This is a genomic window from Myxococcus sp. CA005 (genome assembly GCF_006518205.1).
Classification (GTDB): Bacteria; Myxococcota; Myxococcia; order Myxococcales; family Myxococcaceae; genus Myxococcus; species Myxococcus xanthus.
The window spans coordinates 67,270-91,310 of sequence record NZ_SRLV01000027.1 but is presented as its reverse complement, the minus strand read 5'-3'; the positions used below and the strand labels follow the sequence as shown (position 1 = coordinate 91,310).

Annotated in this window: 30 protein-coding genes; 16 read left to right on the top strand and 14 right to left on the bottom strand. The window is 67.4% G+C overall.

Features of this window, described 5'->3' with window-relative positions; all coding sequences use genetic code 11:
* Positions 1-44: 44 nt before the first annotated feature.
* The 6 genes from FMQ63_RS37920 to FMQ63_RS14625 form a co-directional block, all read right to left on the bottom strand.
* A complete protein-coding gene (locus FMQ63_RS37920; protein WP_228556421.1) occupies positions 45-773 on the bottom strand; it encodes an SMI1/KNR4 family protein in 729 nt (242 codons plus the stop codon).
* A gap of 8 nt (positions 774-781) precedes the next feature.
* Complete coding sequence (locus FMQ63_RS14645) at positions 782-1,924, bottom strand: PAAR-like domain-containing protein (protein WP_081436823.1); 1,143 nt, start codon at positions 1,922-1,924, stop codon at positions 782-784.
* 13 nt (positions 1,925-1,937) lie between these two features.
* Positions 1,938-2,987 carry a hypothetical protein gene (locus FMQ63_RS14640; protein WP_011555038.1) on the bottom strand — a complete coding sequence of 350 codons (1,050 nt, stop codon included), beginning with the start codon at positions 2,985-2,987 and terminating at the stop codon, positions 1,938-1,940.
* Positions 2,984-3,994, bottom strand: a complete 1,011-nt coding sequence (locus FMQ63_RS14635; RefSeq protein ID WP_011555039.1) for a DUF2169 domain-containing protein — start codon at positions 3,992-3,994, stop codon at positions 2,984-2,986. The genes FMQ63_RS14640 and FMQ63_RS14635 overlap by 4 nt, the downstream gene beginning before the upstream one ends.
* Positions 3,995-4,000: 6 nt before the next feature.
* A complete protein-coding gene (locus FMQ63_RS14630) occupies positions 4,001-5,308 on the bottom strand; it encodes a TIGR02270 family protein (RefSeq protein WP_011555040.1) in 1,308 nt (435 codons plus the stop codon).
* Between the two features lie 372 nt (positions 5,309-5,680).
* Complete coding sequence (locus tag FMQ63_RS14625; RefSeq protein ID WP_225909394.1) at positions 5,681-5,860, bottom strand: hypothetical protein; 180 nt, start codon at positions 5,858-5,860, stop codon at positions 5,681-5,683.
* A 111-nt stretch (positions 5,861-5,971) separates the two neighbouring features.
* Here FMQ63_RS14625 and FMQ63_RS14620 point away from each other — a divergent pair, with 111 nt between their 5' ends.
* Positions 5,972-6,619 carry a hypothetical protein gene (locus FMQ63_RS14620; RefSeq protein WP_011555042.1) on the top strand — a complete coding sequence of 216 codons (648 nt, stop codon included), beginning with the start codon at positions 5,972-5,974 and terminating at the stop codon, positions 6,617-6,619.
* 3 nt (positions 6,620-6,622) lie between these two features.
* On the opposite strand, the gene FMQ63_RS14615 is transcribed toward FMQ63_RS14620, so the two are convergent.
* The 5 genes from FMQ63_RS14615 to FMQ63_RS14595 form a co-directional block, all read right to left on the bottom strand.
* Positions 6,623-7,258 carry a LysE family translocator gene (locus FMQ63_RS14615; RefSeq protein ID WP_011555043.1) on the bottom strand — a complete coding sequence of 212 codons (636 nt, stop codon included), beginning with the start codon at positions 7,256-7,258 and terminating at the stop codon, positions 6,623-6,625.
* Positions 7,259-7,341: 83 nt separating this feature from the next.
* Positions 7,342-8,178 (bottom strand): aquaporin Z, encoded by an 837-nt coding sequence (gene aqpZ / locus FMQ63_RS14610; RefSeq protein ID WP_011555044.1) that lies wholly within the window; start codon positions 8,176-8,178, stop codon positions 7,342-7,344.
* A gap of 371 nt (positions 8,179-8,549) precedes the next feature.
* On the bottom strand, positions 8,550-9,083 hold the full coding sequence (gene hpt / locus FMQ63_RS14605; protein WP_011555045.1) for a hypoxanthine phosphoribosyltransferase: 534 nt from the start codon (positions 9,081-9,083) through the stop codon (positions 8,550-8,552).
* Between the two features lie 11 nt (positions 9,084-9,094).
* Positions 9,095-9,910, bottom strand: a complete 816-nt coding sequence (locus tag FMQ63_RS14600) for a uracil phosphoribosyltransferase (protein ID WP_011555046.1) — start codon at positions 9,908-9,910, stop codon at positions 9,095-9,097.
* A 15-nt stretch (positions 9,911-9,925) separates the two neighbouring features.
* A complete protein-coding gene (locus tag FMQ63_RS14595) occupies positions 9,926-10,525 on the bottom strand; it encodes a thymidine kinase (RefSeq protein ID WP_011555047.1) in 600 nt (199 codons plus the stop codon).
* A gap of 194 nt (positions 10,526-10,719) precedes the next feature.
* Here FMQ63_RS14595 and FMQ63_RS14590 point away from each other — a divergent pair, with 194 nt between their 5' ends.
* The 12 genes from FMQ63_RS14590 to dnaB all read left to right on the top strand — a co-directional run bounded on the left by FMQ63_RS14590 (position 10,720) and on the right by dnaB (position 20,364).
* Positions 10,720-11,100: a DUF5658 family protein gene (locus FMQ63_RS14590; protein WP_171452260.1), complete on the top strand. Its 381-nt coding sequence runs from the start codon at positions 10,720-10,722 to the stop codon at positions 11,098-11,100.
* A gap of 134 nt (positions 11,101-11,234) precedes the next feature.
* A complete protein-coding gene (spoVG, locus tag FMQ63_RS14585) occupies positions 11,235-11,534 on the top strand; it encodes a septation regulator SpoVG (RefSeq protein ID WP_002634160.1) in 300 nt (99 codons plus the stop codon).
* Between the two features lie 47 nt (positions 11,535-11,581).
* Complete coding sequence (locus tag FMQ63_RS14580; RefSeq protein ID WP_011555049.1) at positions 11,582-12,532, top strand: ribose-phosphate pyrophosphokinase; 951 nt, start codon at positions 11,582-11,584, stop codon at positions 12,530-12,532.
* A 173-nt stretch (positions 12,533-12,705) separates the two neighbouring features.
* A complete protein-coding gene (locus tag FMQ63_RS14575; protein ID WP_011555050.1) occupies positions 12,706-13,368 on the top strand; it encodes a 50S ribosomal protein L25/general stress protein Ctc in 663 nt (220 codons plus the stop codon).
* 81 nt (positions 13,369-13,449) lie between these two features.
* Complete coding sequence (gene pth / locus FMQ63_RS14570) at positions 13,450-14,025, top strand: aminoacyl-tRNA hydrolase (protein ID WP_011555051.1); 576 nt, start codon at positions 13,450-13,452, stop codon at positions 14,023-14,025.
* Positions 14,026-14,296: 271 nt separating this feature from the next.
* Positions 14,297-14,773, top strand: coding sequence for a 30S ribosomal protein S6 (gene rpsF / locus FMQ63_RS14565; protein ID WP_011555052.1), 477 nt, complete (start codon positions 14,297-14,299; stop codon positions 14,771-14,773).
* A gap of 51 nt (positions 14,774-14,824) precedes the next feature.
* On the top strand, positions 14,825-15,220 hold the full coding sequence (gene rpsR / locus FMQ63_RS14560) for a 30S ribosomal protein S18 (RefSeq protein ID WP_011555053.1): 396 nt from the start codon (positions 14,825-14,827) through the stop codon (positions 15,218-15,220).
* Between the two features lie 27 nt (positions 15,221-15,247).
* A complete protein-coding gene (rplI, locus tag FMQ63_RS14555; RefSeq protein WP_011555054.1) occupies positions 15,248-15,691 on the top strand; it encodes a 50S ribosomal protein L9 in 444 nt (147 codons plus the stop codon).
* Between the two features lie 173 nt (positions 15,692-15,864).
* The gene (locus tag FMQ63_RS14550; protein ID WP_011555055.1) at positions 15,865-17,031 is read left to right on the top strand and encodes an acyltransferase; all 1,167 of its coding nucleotides are present in this window, start codon (positions 15,865-15,867) and stop codon (positions 17,029-17,031) included.
* Between the two features lie 8 nt (positions 17,032-17,039).
* Positions 17,040-18,155 (top strand): sensor histidine kinase, encoded by a 1,116-nt coding sequence (locus FMQ63_RS14545; RefSeq protein WP_020478706.1) that lies wholly within the window; start codon positions 17,040-17,042, stop codon positions 18,153-18,155.
* Positions 18,152-18,922, top strand: coding sequence for a LytTR family DNA-binding domain-containing protein (locus FMQ63_RS14540; protein WP_011555057.1), 771 nt, complete (start codon positions 18,152-18,154; stop codon positions 18,920-18,922). The genes FMQ63_RS14545 and FMQ63_RS14540 overlap by 4 nt, the downstream gene beginning before the upstream one ends.
* Positions 18,923-18,993: 71 nt before the next feature.
* Positions 18,994-20,364 (top strand): replicative DNA helicase, encoded by a 1,371-nt coding sequence (gene dnaB, locus FMQ63_RS14535; protein WP_011555058.1) that lies wholly within the window; start codon positions 18,994-18,996, stop codon positions 20,362-20,364.
* 75 nt (positions 20,365-20,439) lie between these two features.
* Here dnaB and FMQ63_RS14530 read toward each other — a convergent pair whose 3' ends face one another.
* Genes FMQ63_RS14530 through thiE form a run of 3 tightly spaced genes read right to left on the bottom strand, consistent with a single transcriptional unit; the run spans position 20,440 to position 22,618 of the window.
* Complete coding sequence (locus FMQ63_RS14530) at positions 20,440-21,180, bottom strand: bifunctional hydroxymethylpyrimidine kinase/phosphomethylpyrimidine kinase (protein WP_011555059.1); 741 nt, start codon at positions 21,178-21,180, stop codon at positions 20,440-20,442.
* The gene (locus FMQ63_RS14525; protein WP_011555060.1) at positions 21,177-21,941 is read right to left on the bottom strand and encodes a gamma-glutamyl-gamma-aminobutyrate hydrolase family protein; all 765 of its coding nucleotides are present in this window, start codon (positions 21,939-21,941) and stop codon (positions 21,177-21,179) included. The genes FMQ63_RS14530 and FMQ63_RS14525 overlap by 4 nt, the downstream gene beginning before the upstream one ends.
* Before the next feature lie 20 nt (positions 21,942-21,961).
* Entirely contained in the window at positions 21,962-22,618 is a 657-nt protein-coding gene (gene thiE, locus FMQ63_RS14520; RefSeq protein ID WP_011555061.1) for a thiamine phosphate synthase, read from the bottom strand.
* A gap of 92 nt (positions 22,619-22,710) precedes the next feature.
* Here thiE and FMQ63_RS14515 point away from each other — a divergent pair, with 92 nt between their 5' ends.
* From FMQ63_RS14515 to FMQ63_RS14505, 3 genes are read left to right on the top strand one after another with little or no spacing between them, the layout of a single operon-like run.
* Complete coding sequence (locus FMQ63_RS14515; RefSeq protein ID WP_011555062.1) at positions 22,711-23,088, top strand: hypothetical protein; 378 nt, start codon at positions 22,711-22,713, stop codon at positions 23,086-23,088.
* On the top strand, positions 23,085-23,399 hold the full coding sequence (locus FMQ63_RS14510; protein ID WP_011555063.1) for a DUF1844 domain-containing protein: 315 nt from the start codon (positions 23,085-23,087) through the stop codon (positions 23,397-23,399). The genes FMQ63_RS14515 and FMQ63_RS14510 overlap by 4 nt, the downstream gene beginning before the upstream one ends.
* Positions 23,396-24,037 (top strand): hypothetical protein, encoded by a 642-nt coding sequence (locus FMQ63_RS14505; RefSeq protein ID WP_011555064.1) that lies wholly within the window; start codon positions 23,396-23,398, stop codon positions 24,035-24,037. Before FMQ63_RS14510 ends, FMQ63_RS14505 begins: the two co-directional genes overlap by 4 nt.
* The last annotated feature ends 4 nt before the right edge of the window (positions 24,038-24,041 follow it).

Below are 24,041 nucleotides of genomic sequence, written 5' to 3'. Positions count from 1 at the left end.
CATGGAGTCTGCTGGAATTCCGTAATCGTCCGGAGGACTGCGAGTCATCCAAGCGCTGGGGTCCATTCGTCGACTTCGACCTCCAACGAGGACTCGGTGGTGAGCCTTCCCAGGAGCCTTCTAAGTACTCCGGCATCACGGCCGCCCAGAGTGAAGGCCTGGTTCCCCAGGAGTTCTTCTCGGGGCGTGCGCTCGCATATCAAGACCGCATCGTTCCGTTCATACAGTCCACAGCGAGGACCGGTTGTAATCGGCTTGGTGAACCCCAGACTGAACATCACTGGATCGAGTTGAGAGAGGAGGTCTGGATCGTCACAAGAGAGCATTCCTTCACATCGCTGAGGCATCGTGTTGACCCTGAACTTCAGGAGCGCCCCCCAAGCCAACATTTCACCCAGAGTTTCGAACCTGTCATGAAGCTCGCCGCCATTGGCGTACCGCTCCGTCACCAGCGCATCGTCCCGTACCGGTGCGTCAAAATCGTAGAAGAGATGCAGTGGCATCATCTCATCAGACTCATATCCAATGAGCAGAAACCGCGGTTCTGGATGGATCGTCTTCTCTGCGTAGCAGCGGAGAATACGCTCTGCTGAGAAATCCAGGCTCGGATAGGTCAGAGCCCCCATGCAACGTCCCATGCGACGCAGGAACCACAGATAGAACGGAGGCAGAGGCCGACCTGCCAGTCGCTCGATATGTGCAATCGTCTCCGGGCTGGCACCCTGCCACTGCTCTGAGAGTCCTGGAACGATCCTCAGGAGTAGATCTTCCATCTCGGCTGCTAGTTCGTGTGCTGACATTCCAGTACCTTGTCTTCAGGACAGAGCATCGCGGGGAGGAGAAAGTTGCATGTCAGACATGGCGGAACGGTCTTGCCATGACCGAAGTGACCTTCGACTTCCTCGCCACTCTCCGCATCGCGAAACTTGATTTTCGCATCAACTGGCTGCTTTTCGCTGTGGTGCCAGCGCTCGGTGATGCCTCTTGGATATGCATTGTCCTCCAGGCAGTATACAAGTGCCTTGGGCCCAGCACAGGAGCCGGGCGGATATGCTGCGGACGAGGTCTCGCCACGCTTGCTCTTCCTTGCGCGGGACTCAAGTCTCTCCCATATCTTATCAAAATCGGTCTTTCGACTACCAAATCGTCCCCTAATGAAGGATTTGACCTTTTGTTTTGTGGCGTCAATCGGCAGTCCACTCTCCGGACCGACCCACTTGAGGTCCGAAATGCTGTCACAGACGCCTTTGAGCGTTGGCCCTGAGTGATCCGCATAGGTCTTCTTCTTGCCGCACAGGCACTGAACCACGCCCAGCATGGTTGAAAAAGGACTGGGGAGTTCGCCGCCACGCACTTTCCTCGCAACCCTCTGAGCCAGCCGCCCCGCGTTGACCTTCGTCGTAGGATTCTCTTCGAGCGTGCTTTCGGGGCCATGGCGCTTCCTGCAAAGTGGGCATCTGTCATTCCCGTTGACAGCAGTGACCGTGCCGCTCACCTGAAGCAAGCCCATCATCGTCGCCGCATTGGCTGGGCTCCCGCTCGGTCCGCAGTTGTTGAGCATGGGGTCGCCGAGCAGTTGGACGTTTTTACCCTCGATCTTCGTGTCCATGGACCCGGGCCCGACGAAACTAGTCGGACCTTCCACATTGGAGGAAACCACTCCGCCGCCGGTTCCTTTGCTGGCCACATCCCCCATGGAGCCAAACGTTGCGCCCCGAATCGCAACCTTCTTCCCTTCAATTGTGACGCTTTTCGAGTAGTTCTTTGGCTCGGTCCCGCTTTTGCCGATATTGGGTAGCGGTGTTGGTACAAACGGGGCCGGCGGCCCTGGCATCTTGCACACGTTCGGCAGGGTCGCTGCGGCAACCCCACTGCTTCCTTCAGTTACCGGGGTCTTGGGCGCATTCACTGAGACCTTGGGCATGGGCATCCTCTCCTTACGAGACTTGGGGCGCATGCAGGAGCATCGCCCCCCGCAGCCCCCCATCGGAACCGGCCATCACCAGGGCCCGCGGGCCTCGCGCATACCCCCGGGCGAATGCCCGGACTGCAAGGACGCCCCCAAGCACTCCGGATGCAGCACCGACATCGCCCCAACAGGTGCTCGGAGCCCTGTAGCTGGTGGACTTCCAGACGGATGGCGTCCGTAGCACGACGAAGCCCCACTCCTCGCTTCGATAGCGCTCGCCATTGATGTCCGTATACAGGTCGTCGACCCCTTCATGGGGCAACTTGAGTCCCGCGACGACGCCCTCGACTGCCTGGGTCATCCCGACGCCGAGAGAGCCCGTACTGCTTTCGCGAAGCTGGCGCTCTCGTGCGGTGTGCGCTCCCCGCACGACGGCCAACCCTGACAGCCCCAGACGGCGCCGCGTCCCGGCGCTCATCAGCGCCAGACAGGCGGCGCCCTCGCCAGGCGTGAAGCCACCGCGAATCCCCGGCTGCGCGAAGCGACGAGCCTGCTCCAGCCAGAGGAACGTCTCCGCGTGGTGGTAGCTGTCCGCACCCGCCACCAGGAACAGGTGGTCCCCGCCATCGACACACTCCCGCAGGGCCTGCTCCACCGCCCGGAGCGCTCCCGCGTGGCCGCGCCCCGCGAGCACGACGCGCGTGCCTGCGCTTCTCCCTCGATAGCGAGCCTCCATGGCGTCGACCAGCCAGCTCGCATCCTCCTCCAAGAAACCGGGGCGGGCTTCCGGACACGACAGCAGCACGCTGAGCCGACTCCGCAGCAGCGCTTCAGGCCCCAGTTCGGCCTCGACCTCCCCCAACGCACTCTCGAGCAGCGGCAAGAGCCGATTCCGCCCCTCCAGCGCTGGGTCAAGGATCCCGTCCGATGCAATCACCACGGGCTCCCCCCGGGCGTCGGCGAAGGGAAACTCGGCGTAGCGAGAGATGCCAGCACGCACGGCCGCCGCGCTGCTCTCCGCCGTATACCCGACGGGGGTTCGCGCGCCGACTGCAACGACCTCCAGGGAGGTGCTCATTCCGCCTCCTTCAATTCTGCAATCTCCGTCTCGTCGAGGTAGTCCGCATCCGGCGCGGGCACACACAGCGTTCCCTGCCACACCAGCGAGAGGCGCCTGGCTTCAGGCTCCACGAGAACCGTGGTCAGGCGTGCGCCGTGCTCCTCGCTCCGCCGGCCCACATGCGTGGTAAAACCAAGCGAGATTCGGGGCAATTCGAAGCGAAGGACCCCTTCGGGCGTCATGTTCATCAATTCGACCCGCTCGCCGCCGGTGAGCGGCCCGTCGAGTCGCTGGTCCCCCGGGGCGCTCAACGCGAATGTGGGGTCGTAGTCGTCGGGAAGCAGGGGCTTCTTCGTACGCTCCCACCGGGCGTCGTACGTCCCCGCGAGCTTGCGTCGCGGCATCCAGGCGGCGTCGATGGGCCCGAACCCTGCGGGGCCTCGGGTCGCCGGCTCACCACTGGGATACTCGATGGTATGGGCGGGCTTGCCCGTCAGTTGGGCCTGACGTGTCGCGAAGCCACGCCCGACAGGATTACGCTCATCGATCCGATGCTTGCTGGGGTCGGAGTCCGTCGTGTCATAGCCCCCGAACGCGGCTTCATAGCGAATGGGGCTCGTGGTGAACGGCTGGGGCCGGCTCACTGCCATCCCGAGCATCCCCCGAGAGTAGGTGCGTGGCCCGTGCACGAGCAGGACCTTGTGGAGCGGTCCGAGCCGCAGCGAGACCGGCACCGTCTCTGCGGGCTTACCGCGAGGCGCGTGCGCGCAACCATCGAGCAGCACCTCCGTGCCCGGTTTCACCGCCAGCAGGTCCGAATCATAGCGCAAGCTCGACTGACCAGGCGCTCCGAAGTACTCCGGTATCAGCACAGGAGGAGGCTGTTCGTCCGCCAGTTGGAGTCTCCCCCCGGGCGCGATGTCAAAAGTCGCTTTGACCGCGACGAGCCACCAGTGAACCCCCTCCTTGTCACGCGTCCAGTTTCGCTCCGCAGCGTACGCAGTGCGATTCTTCAGTGCCCACATGGAACTTCACCCCCCAAAAGCACGCTTCAGTGGACGTGTCGACAGGTGCTCGCGCACGCGCTGTGCTTCGGCCAGTTCCGCCCCCTGTCGGGCAGTGAACGCACGTGTTTGAACGTCGTGTATGCCCTGCGTCCTCAGTGCCAGGTCTCGTGCGTGGACGTGACGTCGACGCATGGGCCCCCTCGCCAGCACGTCCAACAGCGCCGCGCCACTGAACGGCTTGCCGCCCAGGTAGCGTCCACTCCGAGAGTAATCCTGACGCGCTCGCTGCCACCAGTCAGCGACTGCTGCACGGGCCGGCACCGGCAGATTGTCCTCTTCCTTGGAAGAAAGGTCGGCTTCGAGGTCATCTTCCTCCAGTGGCGGGAGCGAATCCCCCTCCTCTAACTCCACGGCGTAAGTGTCCTTCAGCACCAGCCCGGTGATGGCGCTAAAGGACTCGCCAGCCAGTCGTGCCACCGATGGCACATGCCCCATCAACTCCAGACAAGCCTCCACGGCAGCAACCCGCCCTGTGAAGCCCAGTGCCCACACGATGTCCGCGCGGACGACGTCATTGGCCATGAGCGCCACCAGGCGCTCGACGTCCTCGTCATCCCCGCATATCGCCTGGAGCAGTCGGGCCGGAGGTGCGCCCTCGCCGCAGCCTTGCGCCTCCTGCCGGCATGCGTCCCATGCCGCGCGTACTCCAGACAGCAGGCCAGACTCGATGGCCGCCAGTCGCACCTGCGGTCGATTGTCGTCCAACAGTCGCCGCAACTCCCGGTGCCCGACATCTCTTTCCAGCGTGCCAAGGCCCCGCAGTGCCGCCGCCACCACCCGGCCATCCGCCTGGTCGAGCAGTTTCAGAGCAACTCCGCGTGGTACGGCTCCGCGGAACGAAAGCACCTCCAATGCCAGTGCCTGGACGGATGCCTCGGGTGCCTTCAGCAACGGAACCAGCGACGCATCCAACCCGGTGCGCCCGCTGAGTTCCAGCGCGCGCCGCAGCGAAGCCAGTACCTCTGGAGGCGCGACCGGCGCCAGCGCGAGTACCACTTCCAGCGCAGCAGGTGGGGATTCGGCGATGGAGGCGAACACTGAGCAAAACACCTCCCCAGGTTCCCCACCGTCCAGGGCGGGACTGAGCAGAGCCTCGGCGACGGGCTCCCCCCCGAGCACCAGTCCGTCCAGATGTGCCAGCAGCCGCTCCTCCAACTGCGCTGTCTCTTCCAGATTGTAGTTCGCTCCCCGCAGTGCTCGCTCCCATTGCGAGTACAGGAAGGCCGCCTCGGAAAAGTGCTCCTCGATGACGTCTATCCTCAGCGTGGGCATCACGTCAGTTGACCTGCCCCGAGCTGTCCTTGCACCGGGTGGTGAGTGCCTCCCCCAAGTGCCTTCCCACCCCCGTGTCGAGAAGCCAACCCAAGTTCGTGCGCCCAATGGGATTGAGCAATGTCTTCCCCACCGGCTGCCCATCCGCTTGGGTTGCCGAAACGTCCATGATTCCCCCCGGCTGGCTACAATGATGCCGCAAGTACACCTACGGCACACAACGGCAGCCTACTGTTGCAGCCCAGCAGTTCCCTCAACAGCAATCAAGTACCTCCGGCGTTGGAGGCATCGCTTCAAGGCATGGAGCGAGTATGAGCAATCAATGCATCCCTTCACCTGGATGCAGCGTCCGACAGCAGTACCTTGCCACCATCACCCGCTGATGTTGATGAGCGTCAGCGCCGGCCCGAACTGGAAGACGTCCGCGACGACGATGTCGCTCTGAGGCTGATCCCCGAACGACGTCCCCAGTGCGGCGGCCATCCACTGACGAACCCTGAACCGGTCCGGGCTCCCATGAATCCAGAGGTGATTCGCAATGCCGTAAGCCATGAGCTCCTCAACCCGGATGCCCACCAGAGACGCGGCGCCACGCTCCAAGGTGATTGGTGCCCCGCCCGCGACGGATACCACCCCGGGTCATGGTAGACAGGGACGCACTGCATGGACCGCCTGTCCCAACTCCTCTGGCTCTGGATGCTCTTCTTCGCCGTCAACGCCCTCTGGGCGCTGGCGCAGACCGCCGTGGCCAGCACCCTGGGGGCACGACCCGTGTCCGTCGTCCTCGGCTACGGCCCCACCCTGCTCTCCGCCCGCCTGGGGAGCATCCTGTGGGCCTTCCGCCCCCTGGCGCTCGGCAGCGCGGTGAGCTTCGACGAGCCCGTCGAGGGCGCCCCCGCCAAGAGCCGCCTCCTCCAGCTCTCCCCGCCCCTCCACGCCGCCGTCATCCTCCTGCCCTGGGCCGTGCAGGTCGCCATCGCCATGGCCTGCCTGGGGTCCACGGAGGCCCTGCGCCAGTTCGTGAGCGGCTTCGCCGTGCCCTTCGAGCCCTCCCTGCTCCCCGGCCGCGTGGAGCGCTTCCTCGCGCTCCTCCGGGACGGCGACCTGCTGCGCGCCTGGGGCCTGATGAGCGCGAAGCTGGCCGCCCTCAACCTGCTGCCCCTGCCCGCGCTCGCAGGAGGCACCTTCCTCCTCCTGCCGTGGCGCAAGGGATACCCCGTCTGGGCCGGCCTGCTCGGAATCCTCGGACTCCTGGCCGCCGTGCCGTGGGTCCTCTACGTGCTCTACGTGGTCATCAAGGCGCTCGTCTGACGCCTACTCCTGGCGCTGCAACGCCAACCGCGCCCCCAGTGCGACGAACACGCCACCCGTGACGCGCTTCTGCCACGCCGCCACGCGCGGATTGCGCCGCATCCAGCCCCCAAAGGCACCCGCGAACGCAGCCAGCAGCACCAGCCACGACGTGCCCGTGACGGAGAACATCAACCCGAGCCCCAGGAACTGGAGCCCTGTCGAGCCCGCGGACGCGTCCACGAACTGCGGCAGGAAGGCCAGGAAGAACACGGCCACCTTCGGGTTCAGCACGTTGGTGACGACGCCGTCGCGGAAGATGCGCCACAGGCCAGCGGGTGGCAGCGCCTGCACCGCCTCGGCCACGGTGTCCTTGCTGCGCAGCATCTGCACGCCCATCCACACGAGGTAGGCCGCCCCACCCCACTTCACCACGGAGAAGGCCAACGCCGATGTCGCCAGCAACGTCGACAGCCCGAACGCCGCCGCGGCGATGTGGAACAGGCATCCGACGAAGATGCCCAGCGCGGAGACGATGCCCGCCTTACGCCCCTGCCCCATGCTCCGGGCCAGCACGAACATCGTGTCCGGCCCGGGCGTCAGGATGAGCGCGAGCACCGCCAGGAAGTAGGCCGTGAGGCGCGTCGGGTCGAAGAACATGGCGGCTCCAGTGGGGGCACGACTGGCCCCGATTGCCAGTCACCGTACCTGCCGGAGACCGCCGAGCAAAGCGACCCGCAGCATCAGACGGGCGCGCGCGTGCCCGCCCGATCCTCCGCGATTCGCGCCTCACGCTCGCGCCGCAGCGCCCGCTCGGCCTCCTCCGCGCTGATGGGCACGGCAGGCCGGAACACCGTGCGATACACCGCCGCCGCGGTGGCGCCTCCCAGGAGCGGCGCCACGATGAACAGCCAGAGCTGCCCCATGGGCACGCTCCCCGCGAACACCGCCGGCCCCAGGCTGCGCGCCGGATTCACAGACGTGTTCGTCACCGGAATCCCCACCAAGTGGATGAGCGCCAGCACCAGGCCAATGGCCAGCCCCGCGAAGCCCACCGGGGCGCGCGCATCCGTCGCGCCCAGCACCGTGAGCACGAGCAAGAAGGTGAGCGCCACCTCCGTGAGGAAGGCCGCTCCCATGTTGAAGCCGTCAGGTGAAGCGGCGCCGTACCCGTTGGTCGCGAGTCCCTCGGTCACCGCCGAGTACCCACCGGGCATGCCCTTGGCAATCAGCAGCACCACGCCCGCGCCGAGGATGGCCCCCGCGCACTGCGCCACCACGTAGCCGACCGCGTCCTTGCCCTCCATCTTCCCCGACAGCAAGAGGCCCAGCGTCACCGCCGGATTCACATGGCAGCCCGAGATGGGCCCAATCACGTACACCATGGCCAGCAGTGACAGGCCAAAGGCGAGCGCGACACCTTGGAAGCCGATGTGGTCGCCCGCCAGCACGGCCGCCCCGACGCCACCCAACACCAGGACGAACGTCCCGATGAACTCCGCAACGTACTTCCGGACGGCGTCGTTGTTGCGGGGGTTGCCCGCCCGAGCCAGCGCGGCCCTGTCCCTGGATGCATCCATGGTCAGCCTCGATTCGCGCGGCCAGACGCCGCGCTTCAGCGAATTCTTCCAGGCACGCTGCGCATGGACCGGAAGACGACAACGCGAAGCACCGCGTCACGGCCGCTGAGCAGCCCCCGTGAGCGGCCCATGGCCCTCCGTCTCCCCTGACATACACAGACATGCCCTCTTTGACCTTCAGGCATAGGAAAGACAGCCTGGATAGGCCGTCTCCACCTGGAAAGGACTTGTCGAAGGCTGCAACGCTGCTTCTCGCGGTGACGACGTGCTCCATCCAGTGCGGCGGCGTGGAGCGCCGCTGCCCGTTCCGAGCATCACCTGAAGACCGGTGCGGCGCCGCGCACGAGGGCGGCGCCAGCACCCGGCCGGGACTACTTGTTCTTCATCACCCCGATGAAGGGGATGTTCCGGTACACCTCGCCAAAGTCGAGCCCGTAGCCCACGACGAAGAGGTCATCGATGACGAAGCCCTTGTAGTCGATGTCCACCTTCGTCCGGGCGCGCGAGGGCTTCTCCAGCAGCGTGCACACCTTCAGCGACGCGGGGTGCCGAGCGCGCAGGTTCTCCAGCAGGAACTGCATGGTGAGCCCGGTGTCGATGATGTCCTCGATGATGAGCAGGTGCTTGCCAGCCATCGGCTTGCTGACGTCGGTGGTGATGCGCACCTCGCCCGTGGACTCCGTGCCGCCCTGGTAGCTGGAGACGCCCAGGAACTCCAACTTCACCGGCAGGTCGATGTACTTCGCCAGGTCGATGGCGAAAAACGCCGAGCCCTTCAACACGCAGATGAGCGTCAGGTCCTTGCCCGCGTAGTCGCGCGTAATCTCCGCCGCGAGCTCGCGCACGCGCGCCTGCAACTTGTCCTCGGAAATCAGGACACCGACTTCCTGCTCGTAGAACGCCAAGGATTCCTCCGCTACACGTACGCGTTGTTCATGATCTCCCCGAAGCCGCCGCCTCCGGGGACGATGTACTGCCGGTCATCCAGGCCCCGCTCCTTCTCCCAGAGCGCGCCCGGCTCGGTGCCGAACACCTCCGGCGGGGACAGGCCCCGGTCCAACCGGAGCGCGTAGATGATGACGTCCGGATGGTCCGTGGTCATCTTCCGCAGGTACTCCGGCGTGACGATGAGGTTCAGGGTGATGATGCGCCGGGGCGTCCCGGGCACCTTGTTCTTGTAGAGCGAAATCGCCGTGGACAGGCTGCCCCCCGTGGCCCCCATGGGGTCGGGGAACAGGACGAAGGCGTCGTCCACGTCGCCGCCAATCTTCGCGCCGCCAATCTCCGAGCCCACCACCGCCTCCGCGGCATCAATCATGCGGCTCATGATGATGTGGTCCTGGCGAACCACCGTCGGGTCCAGCGTGGCGTTCATCAGGTCGTACGTCACCTGCGACGGCAGCGTGCCTGCCCGGGCGATGTTCACCGTCACCACCCGCACCTGCGGGTCGATGACCTCGCCCTGGTAGAGCCCCTGAGGGGTGGAGTCGATCATCCGCGTGGGCAGGCTGACGTTCTTCCGCGGGAACTCCGCGTTGAGCACCGTCTTCACCAGGTCGACGTACAGCGTCTCCACCAGGCGGTTGATCTGCGGCTGGATGACGCCCTTCGAACACAGCGTGGCCAGCTGGGTCAGGAGAAAGGGATTTCCCACCAGGTGGACGTGAGGCCCATAGTGGTGGGGCATCTCGTTCAGCTTGAAGGGAACGTTGGAGTACAGGGTGTCGCGCATCCGTTCAGCTCCCGCTCAGTCGAACAGTTCCAACGTCTGCGGCGGCGTGCCCTCCGCCGGTTCCGCCACGTGACACTTGCGGCAGCGCGGTTCGTACGCGCCCGCCGCGCCCACCACCACCCGCTCACCACTGGACACGATGCGCTGGGAGCGGTTGGCCGGATTCCCGCACACCACGCAGATGGCCAGCTCCTTCGTCACGTACTCCGACACCGCCATCAACTGGGGCATCGGTTCGAAGGGGCGCCCCTGGTAGTCCTGGTCCAGGCCCGCGCAGATGACGCGCAGGCCCTTGTTGGCCAGCGCCTCCACCACGGCGACCACTTCTGAACCGAAGAACTGCACCTCGTCGATGCCCACCACCTGGGTGTCGGGCGCGAGCCTGTAAAAAATCTCTTCAGCCCGCTCGATGGCGGTGGACAGCACCTTGTGCTGCGAGTGGCTCACCACCGCGGATTCGTCGTAGCGGTTGTCGATGCGCGGCTTGAAGACCTGCACCTTCTGCTTGCCGTAGACGGCGCGTTGGACGCGGCGGATCAGCTCCTCCGTCTTGCCGGAGAACATCGAACCGCAGATGACCTCTATCCACCCGATATCTTTGGGGAATTGGTGCAAGGAACGCTCACGGGCCGGGGGCGGAAAGGGCGCGGATAGTCTGCCACGACCCCAGGGGAGTCAACTTCCCGCCACGCCCGTCCCATAGCCGAATCGTCCCCGGATGTCGCCCGCTTCCTCGCCTGCCCGTCACCCGGCCCCGCGGGCGTTGGCAAGGCTCTTGAAGAGCATTGGCTACGGACTGGCGAAGGGGGATGGGCGTGGCGGCGACGATCGGACAGATGCGGGGTGGGGCGTGGGGCAACAGGGCTTCTTTCTACCTGTCACCGGCGTCCGTCGCGTTGTTGATGCTGAACCTGCTGGACGGGCTGTTCACCCTCTTCTTCCTCCAACTGGGCGTGGCCGAAGAGCTCAACCCCATCATGCGGGAGGCCTATGAGCAGTCCCCGCTCTTCTTCATGTTCTCCAAGCTGGTCATCGTGAACGCGGGCCTGTGGCTGCTGTGCATCCACCGGCACCTCAAGGCCAGCCGCATCGCCATCCGGCTGGGCGCCGCCGTGTATGCCGTCATCGTGGTCTACCACCTCGCGTTCCTGACCCACCTGGTCATGCACTGGCCGCAAATGCTGACCTAGCCTCCACTCGCAGCGGCCGACTGTGGGGGCATTGAACAGTGGCGCAAATCTCTCTCGCGCCCGCGCTTGCATTTGGCACCCGGTATGTCCCAGGCTTCCCTTCAGCTCCGACCTTTCGGGTTCGGGGGGGGACCATGAACATCACCGACGTCCGGGTGTTTCCGGTCGAAGAGGACAAGCTCAAGGCGTACGTCACCATCACCTTGGACCACTGCTTCGTCATTCGCGATTTGAAGGTCATTCACGGCTCGACCGGGCTCTTCATCGCGATGCCAGCCAAGAAGCGGAAGGATGGGACGTACAAGGACATTGCCCACCCGCTCAACGCGGATACGCGGAGTCAAATGGAACGCGTCATCCTGATGGAGTACGAGCGACACCTCCATCAGGCGCAAGCCGGGATGCTCGTCGCAGCGCCAGCGGACCTCGACTAACGACTTCTTTCCTTCTGTCCGCGTCCAGGTTAGTCAGCGGCCCCACCATGCAGCCGCGTGACTTCAAGGTGTTCGCCGGGAACTCGAATCCCGGCCTGGCGCATCGCATCTGCGAGTACCTCAAGCGCCCTCTGGGCAAGGCGGAGGTCGGTCGGTTCTCGGACGGGGAGATTCACGTCGAGATCGGCGAGAACGTCCGCGGCCACGACGTCTTCATCCTCCAGTCGACCTGCCCGCCTGCGAACGATCACCTGATGGAGTTGCTCATCATGTGTGACGCGCTCAAGCGGGCGAGCGCCGGCTCCATCACCGCCGTCATTCCGTACTACGGGTACGCCCGTCAGGACCGGAAGGTGGCGCCGCGTACGCCCATCACCGCGAAGCTCATCGCGGACCTGCTGGAGTCCGCGGGCGCCGGGCGCGTGGTGTCCATGGACATGCACGCGGGGCAGATCCAGGGCTTCTTCAACATCCCCTCGGACCACCTCTACGGCTCGCCGGTGTTCCTGGAAGACCTGCGCAAGCGCTTCCCGGAGTCGCAGGAGCTGGTCATCGTCTCGCCGGACGCCGGCGGTGTGGAGCGCGCCCGCGCGTACTCCAAGCGGCTGAACACGGGCCTGGCCATCATCGACAAGCGCCGTCCCCGCCCCAACGCGTCGGAGGTGATGAACCTCATCGGCGACGTGAGCGGCAAGGACGCGGTGCTGGTGGACGACATGGTGGACACCGCCGGCACGCTCGCCCAGGCGGCCGCGGCGCTGAAGGCCAAGGGCGCACGGCGCGTGGTGGCATACGCGGTCCACCCCATCCTCTCCGGCCCGGCCATCCAGCGCATCCAGGACTCGGTGCTGGAAGAGGTCGTCTTCACGGACACCGTGCCGCTGTCCCCGGCGGCGCAGGCCTGCTCGAAGATCCGCCTGCTCACCACCGAGCGCCTCTTCGGCGAGGCCATTGCCCGCATCCACCGCGCAGACTCGCTCAGCTCGCTGTTCGTCTGAGCCGGCGCGCGCTTGCCCGCCGGGCGGCTTGACTCCAGGCCCTCCGGCTGGCATGTGCACGACCCTCCATCGGAGGCCTTCACAGGCGCCGTCTTCGGGGCCCGCCACTGGGGCGGGATGCCGAGGGCGCCAGGGCCGCCGGTGGCACCCGCAGTCCCATCCGTGAGGATTCCATGTCCGTCAATACGAGCACCCTCGAGGCCAAGCCGCGTGAGGGTTCCGGCAAGGGCGTTGCCCGCCGCCTGCGCGCCCAGGGTCTGATTCCCGCCGTCGTCTACGGAAAGCACCTGGAGAAGCCGGTGCACATCTCCGTGAACCCCAAGGCGGTCCGCCAGGCCATCAACACCCCGCACAAGTTCAACACCCTGATCCAGATCAAGGTGGAGGGCGGTGACCGCCAGGTGCTCCTGAAGGACTACCAGATGGACCCCGTCACCCGCGCCATCCTGCACGCCGACTTCCTGGACGTGCGCCCCACCGACAAGGTGAAGGTCAACGTGCCGCTGGTGCTCTCCGGCCGCGCGCAGGGTGTGGCGGACGGCGGTCTGCTGACCCAGGCCCGCCGTGAGATCGAGGTCTGGTCGCTTCCGGGCGCCATCCCCGAGAAGATCGAAGTGGACGTGACGCCGATGAAGATCGCTGAGGTGCTCCACATCAACGATCTGAAGCTGCCCGAGGGCGTGTCGGTGAAGACGAACGTCAACTACACCCTGGCCGTCATCAGCGCGCCGGAGGCCGTGGAGGCGGGTCCGGGCGCGGCGGCTGCCGCGGCGGCTCCGGCCAAGGACGCGAAGGCGGCTCCGGCCAAGGACGCGAAGGCCCCGGCGAAGAAGTAGTCTGTCGCCTTCAGCGGTCCTTCTGGAGCGGGGCCGGCCCGGTAAGGGGCTGGCCCCGTTTCTCGTTTCGGGAGCCACGTCATGAAGCTCATCGTCGGACTGGGCAATCCGGGGCGCGAGTACGAGCGGCACCGGCACAACATCGGGTTCATGGTGGTGGAGGCGCTGCTGTCGCGCGCGCGGGCGCAGCTCAACCAGGAGAAGTTCGCGGCCAAGGTCGGCCAGGGCACCCTGGCGGGCGAGCGCGTCCTCTTCGTGGAGCCCCAGACGTTCATGAACCTGTCGGGCCGCTCCGTCGCGGAGGCGGCGCGCTTCTTCAAGGTGCCGGTCGCGGACGTGCTCGTCATTCATGACGAGTTGGACCTGCCCCTGGGCCGACTGCAGCTCAAGGCCGGCGGCGGCAGCGGCGGCCACAACGGCCTCAAGAGCATCGTCTCCAGCCTGGGCGACGAGAGCTTCATCCGCCTGCGCTTCGGCATCGGCAAGCCGGAGGGCCCCAATGCCCGCGAGCGCGTGTCCGACTACGTCCTGTCCAACTTCGACGACGGCGAGCGCCGGGAGATGGATGCGCTCATCGACCGGGCCATGGACATGACGGAGCTGTGGATCCGCGAAGGGCTGTCAGTGGCCATGAACCGGTTCAACCGGAAGGCCTGAGGCAGGCCCCCAGGCTCCCCCACGGGCTGGCGGACGGGGCGCCCGGCCGCTTGACTTGGCGGGGGGCCCCCCATAGAAGGCCCCTTCCCTCATCGGGGATGACCCGGTGGGATGTTCTTTTCCAGCTTCCCGTGTTGGTACACGGGACGTAGCGCGAGGGTGACGGGCGCGCGGTTTCCCGTCCCCGGCGGTGGGCCTCTCAGGTCCGCTGGCCGTTTCCCCGCTCTCTGGATTCACCGGAGGGCACTCGACCCCAAGGGGAGAGAAAACAATGGCTGAGACGCAGGCCGCGACGCGGCTTCGTGAGTACGAGACCATCTTCCTGGTCAAGCCGGACCTGACGGACGACAACGTGGACAAGCTCAAGGAGCGCGTCCGCGGCATCGTTTCCCGTGAGGGTGGCAAGGTCATCCGCTTCACGGTGTGGGGCAAGAAGAAGACCCTGTTCCCCGTGGCGAAGCAGCCCCGCGCCATCTACGTGCACACCCACTTCCTGGGCGGCGCGAAGCTGGTGGCGGAAATCGAGCGCAACCTCCGCAACCTGGACGAGGTCACCCGCTACATCTCCGTGAAGCTCGCGGACGAGGTGGACCCCGAGACGCGTCCGGTGCTCGAGGACGTGAAGCTGGCCGGCGACGTGGAGGAGACCCGTCCGGGCGCTCCCGCGGAGCGCGAGGGTGGCTTCCGCTCCGAGGGTTCCGAGGAGCAGGGCGGCGACTCCGAGGAGGAGTCGTCCGAGGAGGCCTGAGCGCCTTCTGGGTCAATTCCCTAGAGACCATTCCAGGATACGAGAACGCTCATGAGCAACGGAACGGATAGCAAGACGGCCTCTGCCCCCCCCGCCCGCAGCGGTGGTGGCTTCGGCGGTGGTGGTTCGCGCGGTGGAGACCGGGGTGACCGGGGTGACCGCGGTGGTGATCGCGGCGACCGCGGCGGCGGGCTGGGCGGCGACGACGACAAGCGCGGTGGTGGCCGCGGCTTCGGCCGCAAGAAGGTCTGCCGCTTCTGCGCGGAGAAGAACGCGTCGGTGGACTTCAAGGACCAGGCGACGCTGAAGTACTTCGTGACCGAGCGCGGCAAGATCATCCCCCGCCGCATCTCCGGCAACTGCGCCAAGCACCAGCGCGAGGTGGCGGTGGCCATCAAGCGCGCCCGTGGCATCGCGCTCCTCCCCTACAACGCGGTGGTCGGCTAGTCCGCCGGTCCGCACAGGAGACTGAACATGAAGGTCATTCTGCGTGAGGACATCGAGAACCTGGGCAAGTCCGGGGAACTCGTCACCGTGAAGGACGGCTTCGGCCGCAACTTCCTCCTGCCCCGCAAGAAGGCGGTTCTGGCCAGCGAGCAGAACCTCCGCCAGTTGGAGCACGAGAAGGCGGTCATCGCCGCTCGGAACGCCAAGCTGAAGGGCGCGGCCGAGGAGCAGGCGAAGAAGATTGGCGCCATCAAGGTCAGCATCAAGCGCCGCGTGGGCGATCAGGACAAGCTGTTCGGCTCCGTCACGGCGCTGGACATCGCGGAGGCGGTTGCCGCCGAGGGTCAGAGCATCGACCGCCGCCACATCCACCTGCCCGAGCCCATCAAGGCCCTGGGCAACTACGAGGTGGAGCTGCGCCTGCACCGCGACGTCATCGCGAAGATCAAGCTCGAGGTCCTGCCGGAGTAATCCTCCGCGGGCTTCACTGAAGTGAGAGAGGGCCGTCCGGGGCAATCCGGGCGGCCTTTTCCTTTGCGCCCCACCCCGCCCGTCCGGCTCACACCCCCGTGAAACCGGCTGGCGACAGATGCGTGGAGCGCTCGGGGCGCGGTGCGTATCCCGGAGCGGAAGGAGGCTCGCGCATGAGCACCACCGCCCCCCCGCACCTCACCGATGAGCACCGCCCGGACCTGGACTGGCTCCGCGTGGTGGCCATCCTCCTGCTGCACCTGTTCCACACCGGGATGATGTTCAACACCTGGGACTGGCACGTGAAGAGCGCCCAAGCCCTGCCGTGGCTGGAGCCCCCCATGGAGGTGCTGCATCACCTCCGCATGCCGCTGCTGATGTGCATCTCCGGCCTGGGCACAGCGTTCGCGCTGCGGCGGCGCTCGCTGGGCACCTTCGCCGGGGACCGCGCGAAGCGGCTCCTGGGCCCGTTGGTCTTCGGAATGTTCGTCGTGGTGCCGCCACAAATCTACCTGGAGCGGCTCCAGCGAGGGACGTTCCAGGGCAGCTACGCGGACTTCTACCCGTCCGTGTTCGGCTTCGTGCCCTACCCCGCCGGCAGCTTCAGCTGGCACCACCTGTGGTTCGTCGCGTACCTCTTCATCTACTGCCTTCTCGCGCTGCCCCTCTTCGCGGCGCTGCGCACGGCGAGCGGCCAGGTCTGGCTCCAGCGCGCCGAGGCGTGGCTGAGCCGGGGCTGGAACGTGGTGTGGCTGTTCCTGCCGCTCGCGCTCAACGAGGTGTTGCTGCGCCGCTTCCCCCAGACGCACGCGCTGCTCGACGACCCGCGAGCCTTCATCCACTTCGGCCTCTTCTTCATCGGCGGACACCTGCTGGGCCGGTGTCCTCGCGTCATGGAGCACCTGGTGGCCCGGCGCAAGGCGCTGCTGGGCGCCTGCGGCCTGCTCTTCGCCGTCATGGTGCCGCCGAACGAGTACGCCTTCCCACTGGAGACACTGGGCCGCACGGCGCTGCAGTGGCTCTTCATCCTCACGGCCCTGGCGTGGGCGCGGGCCTGCATCCACGTCCGCCGCCCCTGGCTCCGGCACGCGCGCGAGCGGGCCTACCCGTTCTACATCCTCCACCAGACGGTCATCGTCGTCGTCGGCTTCGCGGTCGTGGACTGGCCCGTGGGCCCCTGGGGCCTCTTCCTGGCGGTGCTCACGCTGACGTTCGGTCTCACCTGGGGCCTGTGTGAAGGAGTGGCCCGGGTGCCCTGGCTGCGAGCGTGCTTCGGGATGCCGGCTCGCTCGAAACGGGCCGCGCCCATCCACGCCGCCGCCCCAGTGCATACTGCCTGACGACGCCCATGACGCCCTCTCCGCCCCAGGCCGGCTTCGACTGGAAGTGGCCCCGCATCCGCGCGAAGCCGGCGCTGGCGCTGTTCGGCTTCTGCCTGCTCATCGGCCTGTGGATGGGGCTCACGCTGTGGCTCACCATCCTCGGGGACGGCGGCACCCTCCCGGGCTCCCGTCCCTTCCTCTGGGAAATCACCGGGGCGCTCGGCATCTGGGCCGTCTTACCCATCCTCTACACGGCGGTGGTCAACGCACCGAGCCCTCGCGTGGGATGGGGGCGCTTCCTGGGCATTCATGCCGTGGCCTTCGTGCTCTTCACCGGCCTGCACACCGCGCTGATGGTGGGGACGCGGCAGTTGCTGTACGCGCTGCTCGGCTGGGGCACCTACGACTATGGCGCGCTCGCCTTCCGCATCCCCATGGAGGCGCAGAAGGACCTCATCTCGTACACGGTCACCGCCACGCTCTGGAGCTTCCTCCAAACCTGGAAGGAGCGTCAGGCGCGGGCGCTGCGGGAGGCCGCGCTGGAGGCCGAGTTACGAGCGGCCCAACTCCAGTCCCTCACCGGCCAGCTCCATCCGCACTTCCTCTTCAACGCCCTGAACACCGTCAGCGCGGTGATGTACGAGGACCTCGCGCGCACGGACCGGCTGCTCAGCGACCTGGGCGGACTGCTGCGCGCCAGCATGGAGCGGCGCGAGGCCACGTGGACGCTGGCCGAGGAGCGAACCCAGGCCGCGCGCTTCGTGGCCCTGCTGGCCGCGCGCTTCGGCGAGCGGGTGACGGTGTGCTGGGACGTGGCCCCCGGCCTGGACGGCGCCCAGGTGCCCTGCTTCGCGCTGCAAGCGCTCGTGGAGAACGCGGTGAAGCACAACCAGGACCGGACAGAGCCGCTGGAGGTGCGCATCCAGGCCCGGGAGGACGGCAATGGGTGGCGGCTGGAAGTGGAGGACACGGGGCGCGGCTTCGGCGTGGCCTCGCCCGCGTCCGGCCCCGGCGTGGGCCTGTCGCACCTGGAGCGCATCCTGACGCTGCTCCACGGGGGCCGAGCGCGGCTGGAGCGGAGCCACGGCCCCGAGGGCGGCGCGCGCGTGTCGCTGTGGCTGCCCCGGGAGACCGCGGCATGACGCGCTTCCAGGTGCTCGTGGCCGATGACGAAGCGCCCGCGCGGGCGAAGGTGAAGCGCCTGCTGGCGGAGGACGCCCGCTTCGCGCTGGCGGGCGAAGCGACGGACGGCCCGCAGACGCTGCGGCAGGTGGGCACCCTGCGCCCGGACCTGCTGGTGCTCGACGTGCAGATGCCGGGCCTCACCGGCTTCGAGGTGCTGGAGGCCCTGGGCCCGGAGCATTGTCCGGCCGTCATCTTCTCCACCGCGTACGACGCCTTCGCGCTGGCGGCCTTTGAAGCGCAGGCGGTGGACTACCTGCTGAAGCCCTACGACGCGGAGCGCTTCGGCCGGGCGCTCGACAAGGCGCACGCGGTGCTCCGCAGCGGGATGCCGGACACCGCGCGGATCCAGTCCCTGCTAGCGGAGCTGGGGCGGGCCCCCGCAGGCCGTCCGTTGGAGCGGCTGGTGGTGAAGGTGGGCGAGGCCTGGGTGCCCCTGCCGCTGGCGGACGTCTGGCACCTGTCAGCCGAAGACAAGTACGTGCGGCTCTACACGGGCCAAGGCGAGCACCTGGTACGACAGACGCTCCGCGCCCTGGAGGAGCGGCTGGACCCCTCACGCTTCGTCCGGGTGCACCGGGGCGACATCGTCAATCTGGACGCGGTGGCCCGCCTGGAGCCGTGGAGCCACGGGGATGGAATCCTCGTCCTCAAGGACGGGAGCTCCGTCGTACTCAGCCGCACCTGGCGTGAAGCGTTCCTCCAGAAGTGGGGACTGGAGGGGTAAGCGTCACTGCTACAGGGCTGTGGCAGCAAATTTGGTTGTGTCAGCCCTGCCTGTAGAGTGGGCGGGCTGCCATGGAGAACGTCCACGAGTTCAGAGAGGGTCGGAAGGTCCACGAGGACCTCGCCGCGGAGCGCGCCGTGCTGGGCGCCGTGCTGGCGGACAATACGCTCATCGCCGCGGTAGGCGAGGTCGTCCACCCAGAGGATTTCTCCAGCCCCGCGCACGCCCAGATTTTCGAGGCGATGCTGAAGCTCGACGGCCAGTCGAGACAGGTGGACCACCTGACGCTGGCCGAGGAGCTGAAGGTGTTGGGCCACCTGGTGTCGGTGGGCGGCCCGGCCTACCTGATGCGTCTGGACCAGGTGGTGCCCATCGCGTCCAACGCGGTCCAGTACGCGCAGATCGTCAAGGACCAGGCCATCCGCCGCCGCCTGGCCCAGGCGGGCAGGGAGATCCAGGACCTCGCCAGCCAGGAGACGGGCGAGCTGGAGGTGCTGCTCGACGAGGCCGAGCGCAAGGTATTCCTCCTCGCGGAGAAGAAGCGCGAGGGCGACCTGCGCCCGGTCAGCGAGCTGATGGAGCATACGCTCGACCTGCTCGACAAGATGAAGGCGGCGGCCACGGGCATCACGGGCCTGTCCACCGGCTACATCGACCTGGACAACCAGCTCACCGGCCTGCACGCCGGCGAGCTCATCATCCTCGCGGCGCGTCCCGGCATCGGCAAGACGTCCTTCGCGATGAACATCGCGGTGCACGCGGCGCTGAAGGAGAACAAGGCCGTCGGCATCTTCAGCCTCGAAATGCCCGCCGACCAGTTGCTGATGCGTCTGCTGGCCTCCACCGCGCGCGTGGACATGAAGAAGCTGCGCGGCGGCCGGCTGACGCCGCACGACGAGGAGAAGTTCCAGGAGATGGCGGGCGCGCTCTACAACGCCCCCATCTACATCGACGACTCCGGCGGTCTGTCCCCGTTCGACCTGCGCGCCAAGGCCCGCCGCGTGAAGCAGCGCGACCCGCGCCTGTCGCTCATCGTCATCGACTACCTCCAGCTCATGCATCAGAAGGGCAAGGTGGAGAGCCGCCAGTTGGAGGTCGCCGAAATCTCCCGCGCACTGAAGCAGCTCGCCAAGGAGCTGGAGGTGCCCATCATCGCGCTCAGTCAGCTCAGCCGAAAGGTGGAGGACCGCAAGGACGGCAAGCCCCTGCTGTCAGACCTCCGTGAGTCCGGCTCCATCGAGCAGGACGCCGACGTGGTGATGTTCATCCACCGTGAGACGTCTGACGAGGCGGGCCCCGACGGGCAGCCGGCGCAGCAGTCGAACACCGTCATCCCCGTGGAGCTCATCATCGCCAAGCAGCGTAACGGCCCCATTGGCTCCATCGACCTGGTGTTCCTGGCCGAGTACACCCGCTTCGAGAGCCGGTCGCGGAGCGAGTAGCAGCCCTCCGTGTTCGCGCGGGTGCGGTGCACCTCGCACCCGCCCCTGCCGGTTCGCAGGAGCAGCGGGCCCGCCCTACTCCGCGCCGGTCCGCAGGTAGCGCAGCACCAGCGCGCGGGCCGAACGCACCGCCGTCTCCAGCGCGCGGCCCCGGCCCAGCTCCGTGGCCAGCGCGGAGGCCAGCCGGCACCCCGTGCCCCGGCGTCCGGGGGCGCGTGCCAGCCTCTTGCCCTCCAGCACTCGCACGCGGCCCGGTGTGGCCAGGACGTCCGCCAACCCCTGCGTGTCCGGCAAGTGCCCGCCCTTCACCAGCACCGCGCCAAAGCCGTGCTGCGCCAGTGCCTCCGCGGCCTCGACAGCCTCTTCCACCGTGCGCGCGACGGGGCGTCCCAGCAGCCAGCCCGCTTCATCCAGGTTCGGCGTGAGCACCACGCGCGGCCCGGCCAGAGACAGGTAGGCCCGTGCGGACAGGCGCGTCAGCGGCTCGCCCCGGGAGGTGCGCACCACCGGGTCCACCACCCACCACGCGCCCGTGTCCTCCAGGGCCCGCTGCGCGGCCTCGAGCTGCGCGCGCGCGGGCACCATGCCGCACTTCACCGCGTGCACCGGCCCCAGCTCGCGCGCGGCGGCCACCTGCGCGGACAGCACGCGCGGCGGCGAGGCCGTCCAGGTGAAGGTGCGGACACCCTGCGCCGTCTGCGCGGTGGGCACCGCCACCGGCTGGCCCCGCAGCGCGCGCACCGCGGCGACATCCGCCAAGAGCCCCGCCCGTCCCGTGGGCTCCAACCCCGCCAGCAGGAGGACGCGGGGACTCACCGGCGATGCTCGCGCGCCTTCTGCACGAACGCCTTGTAGAGCCCCACGTGCACCGGAATGGTCGTGGACATGTATTCGGGGTGCCACTGCACGCCCACGGCGAAGGTGTGCACGGAGGACTCGATGGCCTCCACCACGCCATCCGGCGCCACCGCGGTAATCGTCACGTCCTTGCCCACGCCGCGCACCGACTGGTGGTGGGTGGAGTTGACCATCAACTGGCCATACCCCACCGCCTCCGCCAGCAACGTGCCGCTCTTCACGTCCACCGGGTGCTGCGGGTGCGTGCGGTCGTGCTTCTGCTCATGCTCGCGAGCGCCCTCCACCTCACGGCCGATGTCCTGGTACAGCGTGCCACCCAGGATGACGTTGAGCAGTTGCATGCCGCCACAGATGCCCAGCAGCGGCATGTTGCGCTTGAGCGCGCCGCGCATGAGCGCCGCCTCGAAAGCGGTACGCCCTTCCTTCAGCGCCCCCAAGCCCTCGCGCGCATCCTCGCCGTAGGCCGACGGAGGAATGTCGAACGCGCCGCCCGTGACGAGCACCCCGGAGATGCGGTCCAGATAGGACTCCACGCAGGCCGGCTCGTCCGAATACGGCAACACGAAGGGCAGCCCGCCCGCGCGAAGGACGGCGTCCGCGTACGGAACCTTCAGCTCATAGCGGGCAAAGGGCTGTTCTCCGGCCGGACTCCAGTCCGGGGTGATGCCGATGTTGGGGCGGCGCGGCGCCGGCCCGTGGTGACGCGAATGGTTGTTCATGGAAGCTCCTGGCTTCGAGGCTATGCCCCGAAACGCCCCTGTTCAAACGCCTCAACCAACCGCCTCACACGCTCGGTGATATCCGCGGCGAGCAGCGCGTCGGACACCACCGCCGCACAGTGCGCCCCGGCCGCCGCCACGCTCGCGATGTTCACCAGCCCCACCCCACCAATGCCCACCACGGGCAGCGGGCTGTCACGCACCACGGACGCGAAGGCCTCCAGACCCAGCACTGGCGCGGGCACCTGTTTCGTCGACGTGGGGAAGACAGGCCCCAGCCCCACATAGTCCGCCCCCGCCGCTTGCGCCGCCCGCGCGCCCACCACGTCTCGCACCGTGACGCCCACCAGACGGCCAGGCCCCAGCAGCGCGCGCGCATCCTCGGCGGGCACGTCCTCGTCACCCACGTGCACACCGTCCGCGTCCGCCAGCAGCGCCAGGTCCACCCGGTCGTTCACCAGGCACAGCGCGCCTTCCCGGCGGCACAGCGCCACCACCTGCCGCGTGGCGGCCAGCGCCTCACGAATCGGGGTGCGCTTCATGCGCAGTTGCACCAGCCGGGCCCCGCCGGCCACCAGGCGAGCCGCCTTGTCCACCAGTGAAATCTCCGGCAGGACGGAGTCGTCGCACAGCAGGTAAGGACCGCGGGGAAGGTGCGGGCGGGACGGTGCGTTCATCGGCTCTGGAAGGCAGGACGGCGGCGTTGACAGATGGCCACCCTGCTATAAGGTGCCGCGCTGTTTTCCAAGCAATTCTGAGGATTTGAACCATGGCGGATTCGGCGGACCCGAAGTACCTCGATAAGCGCACCGCGGAGCGGTACGTGCGCTCAGGCCAGCTCGACGAGGCGGAGTACGAGCGCCACCTCCAGGGCCTGCCCGACGTGGCGGAGAAGTCCGTCCCCGTTGAGACGCTCATGCTCGACGACGCCGACGACTTCGACGACGAAGAGGATGACTTCGAGGACGAGGGCGACGATACGTCCGACGACAGCGATGAGGCCGAGACCTCCGCCGCCGCCGAGTCGACGGATGGCGACACCGCCGAGGCCGACGACGCCGAGAGCGACGACGAGGCCGAGAGCGACGACGAGGCCGCCACCGCTTCGAACGAGACCTCCGACGATGAGGGGCCGGTCTCCGCATGAGCTCCGGGGACGAGAAGCGCGGCGAGACCTTCGTGATGCGGGGGGAAGCGCGCTCCGCGTCCGAGGAGTCGATTTCCTTCAGCACCTTCATCGTGGGGCTGGGCACCGCGGTGCTCATCCACCTGGGAGGTGCGCCCAATCCTGAAACGGGTCAGACGGAGAAGGACCTGCCGCTGGCCCGGCAGAACCTGGACCTCTTGTCCATGCTGCGCGCGAAGACGCGGGGCAACCTCACAGCCGAGGAAGAGAAGCTCTTCGACGGGCTGCTCGCGGACCTCCGCCTGCGCTACGTGGAGGCGACCAAGCGGTGAAGCACTCCAGTAGGAAGGGCCTGCCCGGTGGCGTCCGCTTCGCCGCCATCGTGGGCCTGGTGCTCTCCATCCTCACGGGCTGGGCGGCGCTGATGGAAGCCGTCGAGATGGCGAACTTCTACGAAGCGCGCTCACTCCGGATGGAGCAGGAGCTGCCTCGGATTCCCGGCGCCCCGGCACTCGACCCGAAGATTCTCGAGGTCTACTACGCGGCGCTGGAGCCCATGCGGGAGCCGCGCGCGGTGCTGCTCGGCTTGCTGGCCGTTGCCTGCGCCTTTGTCAGCGTGTCCGCGGCGCGCATGCTGAGTCCGGAGAACCTGCACCGCGACGCCCTGAGCCGGGTCCTGAGCCGCGCGGCCATCATCGCCGCCGGGCTGCGCACCATCGACGGCGCGCAGATGTCCGTGGCCAAGCAGCGCCTCTTCGCGGCGCTGGCGGAGCCGATGAGCAAGATGCCCGAGTTCCCACCGGACATCACCGTCGAGGCCTCTCGCGAAATCCTGAGCGCGATGGGCGTGGGGAGCGCCATCTTCGGCACCGTGGTGGTGGCGGGCACCTTCGCGCTTCTGGGGCAGTACTTCCGCAGCCAGCGCGTCCGCGAGGCCATGGCCGTGCAGGACGGGCCGCAGGAGGAGTAGCCCT